Genomic DNA, 3,386 nt, shown 5'->3' on the forward strand with positions numbered 1-3,386 from the left:
ACCTGCCGCGAGCTGCAGCTTCCAGGATGGATGCTCGCTCACGGCGATATCAGCCGGATATTTGAGGCCGCGATGCCAGCCGTCGAACAGACCCCAATAGCCGCCGACCGTGCCCTCCCACTGGCGCTTCCAGGGCTCGTCATAGGCCTCGAACACGTTGACGCGGAAGTTTTCCCGTCGCGCCCGGTCGAGGATTTCCGCCATGAAGCGCGCCTGGCCGATGCGGGACGGCAGCGCGCCGTCGCGCATCCGTCCCCGGCTGGGCCAGCCGGTCTCCCCGATCAGGATTTCCTTATCGGGAAACGTGACGGCCACCTGCTGGCGAATATCGTCGACGTGACGAGCTGCGTCCTCGGCCCGGACCGGAAAGTCCTCCCAGTACGGCAGAATGTGGATCGTGACGAAATCGACGTCGGCGGCGACCTCGCGGTAGCGCAGCCAGAATTCCCAGACATCGGCATAGCTCACGGCCACCGCCGTGCGCGCCTTCACCGACCGCAGGGTGGCGCGAAGATCGCCGGCGGTCATCTCTCCCCGCAGCAGCACCTCGCTGCCGACCATGATCGCGCTGATCACATCGGGAAATTGCTCGACCTTGGCGAGCGCCCTGTCGACCAGCTCGGCATTCTTGGCGCGGTCGCGGCCGAGCCAGATGCCGAGAATGACCTTCAGCCCGGCCTCGGCGGCGAGCTCGGGCACCTTGTCGAGTCCGTTATCGACGGAATAGGTGCGGACACAGCGCGACACCTTGGCGAGGTCGGCAAGGTCCCGCGCGATCTGATCCGCGCCGATGACGAGGTCGCTGCTGAACGGCGTCTGGTGATCGCGGAACGGCGCGTAGGACACACAGTCCATCTTGGCCGCGGGATCAACCGGCGCATGCGCCAGCGTGGCCGGCTGCGAAAGCCACCACCAGATCGCGGAAATCAAGCCGAGGGAGACGAGGAGAAGCGCCAAAGGCGTACGACGAGCGATGGTCCGTTTCTCCGGAAGGTTAGGCAAGTCAACGGGTTGGGCGCGACTATTCGCAACCGGTCCGTGGTTCGGGTGGTCGGGATATTGACCTGCATCAAGCGCCATGTACAGCGAGCTTAGACCGCGACCATGCGATTTGTTCAACCGGCAAGTGAAGCAATGCACTTCAACAGTTTGTCACGACGACACTTTGCTCGAATCGCCGCCGCGCTCGGTCTGCCGACGCTGCCGGCCGAGCCGTTGCGCGCAGCGTCCCATCGGGACGACAGGCCGACCGATCGGCGCTTCCCGGATGGCTTCATATGGGGCACCGCGACGTCGGCCTTTCAGATCGAAGGGGCGGTCTCCGAAGACGGGCGCGGTCCGTCGATCTGGGATCGCTACGCACACATTCCCGGCAAGATCGCTGACGGCAGCGATGCCGATGTCGCCTGCGATCACTATCATCGCGACACGGAAGACGTGCAGTTGATGAAGGCACTGGGCACGACCGCCTATCGTTTCTCGATCGCCTGGCCTCGCCTCTTTCCCGACGGGCTGGGTGCGCCCAATCCGAAGGGCCTCGCCTTCTACGACCGGCTGGTCGACGAACTGCTCGCCAACGGCATCGCGCCGTTTGCGACGATGTACCATTGGGATCTGCCCCAGGCGTTGCAGGAGCGCTTCGGCGGCTGGCGGTCCCGCGACACCGCCGAGGTTTTTGCGGACTACGTCGCCTATGCCGCCGGCAGGCTCAGCGATCGCGTCAGGCACATTTTCACCGTCAATGAGTGTGCGAGGCTGGTGCAACTCGGTTATGGCCTCGGTTACGACGCGCCCGGCCTCACACTGCCGCAAGGCGAGCTGAACCAGGTCCGTCACCATGTCGCGCTGGGGCATGGGTTGGCGGTGCAGGCGGTCCGCGCCCATGGCCGTCCCGGCACCAAGGTCGGGCCGGCGGAAAACATCGTCGCCTGCATCCCCGCTTTCGACGCGCCGGCGCATGTGCGCGCCGCGGAGATCGCCACGCGCGAGCTCAATGCCGGCTATCTGACGGTGATGCTGGAAGGAAACTATACCGATGCATTCCTGGCGAGCGCCGGCGCGGACGCGCCGAAATATACGGCGGAGGATCTCGCCATCATCGCCTCCCCCATCGATTTCCTGGGACTCAACGTCTACAAGCCGGATCAATATGCGGTGGCGGCCGACAATGAGGCCGGCTTCGCGCTGGCGCCGCTTCCCACTTCATTTCCGCACATGTATTCCGACTGGCTGAGGGTCGCGCCGGAGGCGATGTACTGGTCGCCGCGGCATGCAGCGCGCCTGTGGAACGTGAAATCGATCTACATCACCGAGAATGGAACGTCGGCCACCGACGAGGTGGATGCGGACGGCCGTGTGTGGGACCTCGACCGGGTCATGTATCTGCGCAACTACCTGACGCAGTTGCAGCGCGCGACCGCGGAAGGCGTGCCCGTCCAGGGCTACTTCCTCTGGAGCCTGCTGGACAATTTCGAATGGCAGGACGGGTTCGAGAAGCGCTACGGCATCCATCGGGTCGATTTCAAGACGCAGGTCCGCACGCCAAAGCTCAGCGCCGACTTCTATCGCGAGACGATCCGGCGGAACGGCGTGGCATGAGCGGCAGTAGCAGCACCTTGACCACAGCGACGCCTCATCACGCAAAACGCGGTGCAGGAGATCATCCTGCACCGCGCCTTGCGAAACTTCAGATCGCTGGCGACAGACGCTCAGCTGTAGATCTCGAACAGCCCCGCGCCGCCCTGCCCGCCGCCGATGCACATGGTGACTACGCCCCACTTGGCCTTGCGGCGGCGGCCTTCCTGCAGCAGGTGGCCGGTCAGCCGCGCGCCGGTCATGCCGAAGGGATGACCGATCGCGATCGAGCCGCCGTTGACGTTGTACTTGGCGGGATCGATGCCGAGCCGGTCGCGGCAGTACAGGCACTGGCTGGCGAAGGCCTCGTTCAATTCCCAGAGATCGATGTCGTCGATCTTCAGCCCGTGACGTTGCAAGAGCTTCGGCACGGCAAAGACCGGGCCGATGCCCATCTCGTCCGGCTCGCAGCCCGCGACCGCCCAGGCCACGAAGCGGCCCATGGGCTCGAGGCCGCGCTTCTCGGCATCCTTGGCCTCCATCAGCACGACCGCGGCGGCGCCGTCGGAGAGCTGGCTGGCGTTGCCGGCGGTGACGTACTTGCCGGGGCCCTTCACGGGCTCGAGCTTGCTCAACCCTTCCATGGTCGTTTCCGGCCGGTTGCACTCGTCGCGCGAGACCGTGTAATCGACGATGCTCTCCTCTTTCGTCTCCTTGTTGACGACCTTCATCTTCGTCTTCATCGGGACGATCTCGTCCTTGAACTTGTTGGCCTGCTGCGCGGCCGCCATGCGGCGCTGCGATTCCAGCGA

2 protein-coding genes and 1 pseudogene are annotated in these 3,386 nt (G+C 64.9%); 1 reads left to right on the top strand and 2 read right to left on the bottom strand.

Annotated elements, in window-relative coordinates:
• Positions 1 to 930, bottom strand: a pseudogene (locus tag JOY90_RS21100) (beta-(1-6) glucans synthase); the annotation flags it as partial.
• A gap of 204 nt (positions 931 to 1,134) precedes the next feature.
• On the opposite strand from JOY90_RS21100, the gene JOY90_RS21105 reads away from it, so the two are divergent.
• Positions 1,135 to 2,598 carry a GH1 family beta-glucosidase gene (locus JOY90_RS21105; RefSeq protein ID WP_291693043.1) on the top strand — a complete coding sequence of 488 codons (1,464 nt, stop codon included), beginning with the start codon at positions 1,135 to 1,137 and terminating at the stop codon, positions 2,596 to 2,598.
• A gap of 110 nt (positions 2,599 to 2,708) precedes the next feature.
• Here JOY90_RS21105 and JOY90_RS21110 read toward each other — a convergent pair.
• A partial coding sequence (locus JOY90_RS21110; protein WP_291693044.1) for an acetyl-CoA C-acyltransferase occupies positions 2,709 to 3,386 on the bottom strand: 678 nt, incomplete at its 5' end.

The organism is Bradyrhizobium sp., from assembly GCF_019242285.1.
GTDB lineage: Bacteria > Pseudomonadota > Alphaproteobacteria > Rhizobiales > Xanthobacteraceae > Bradyrhizobium.

Excerpts from the sequence above, each read along its gene's own strand:
- JOY90_RS21105 (WP_291693043.1), top strand. The coding sequence starts at position 1,135 with ATGCACTTCAACAGTTTGTCACGACGACACTTTGCTCGAATCGCCGCC.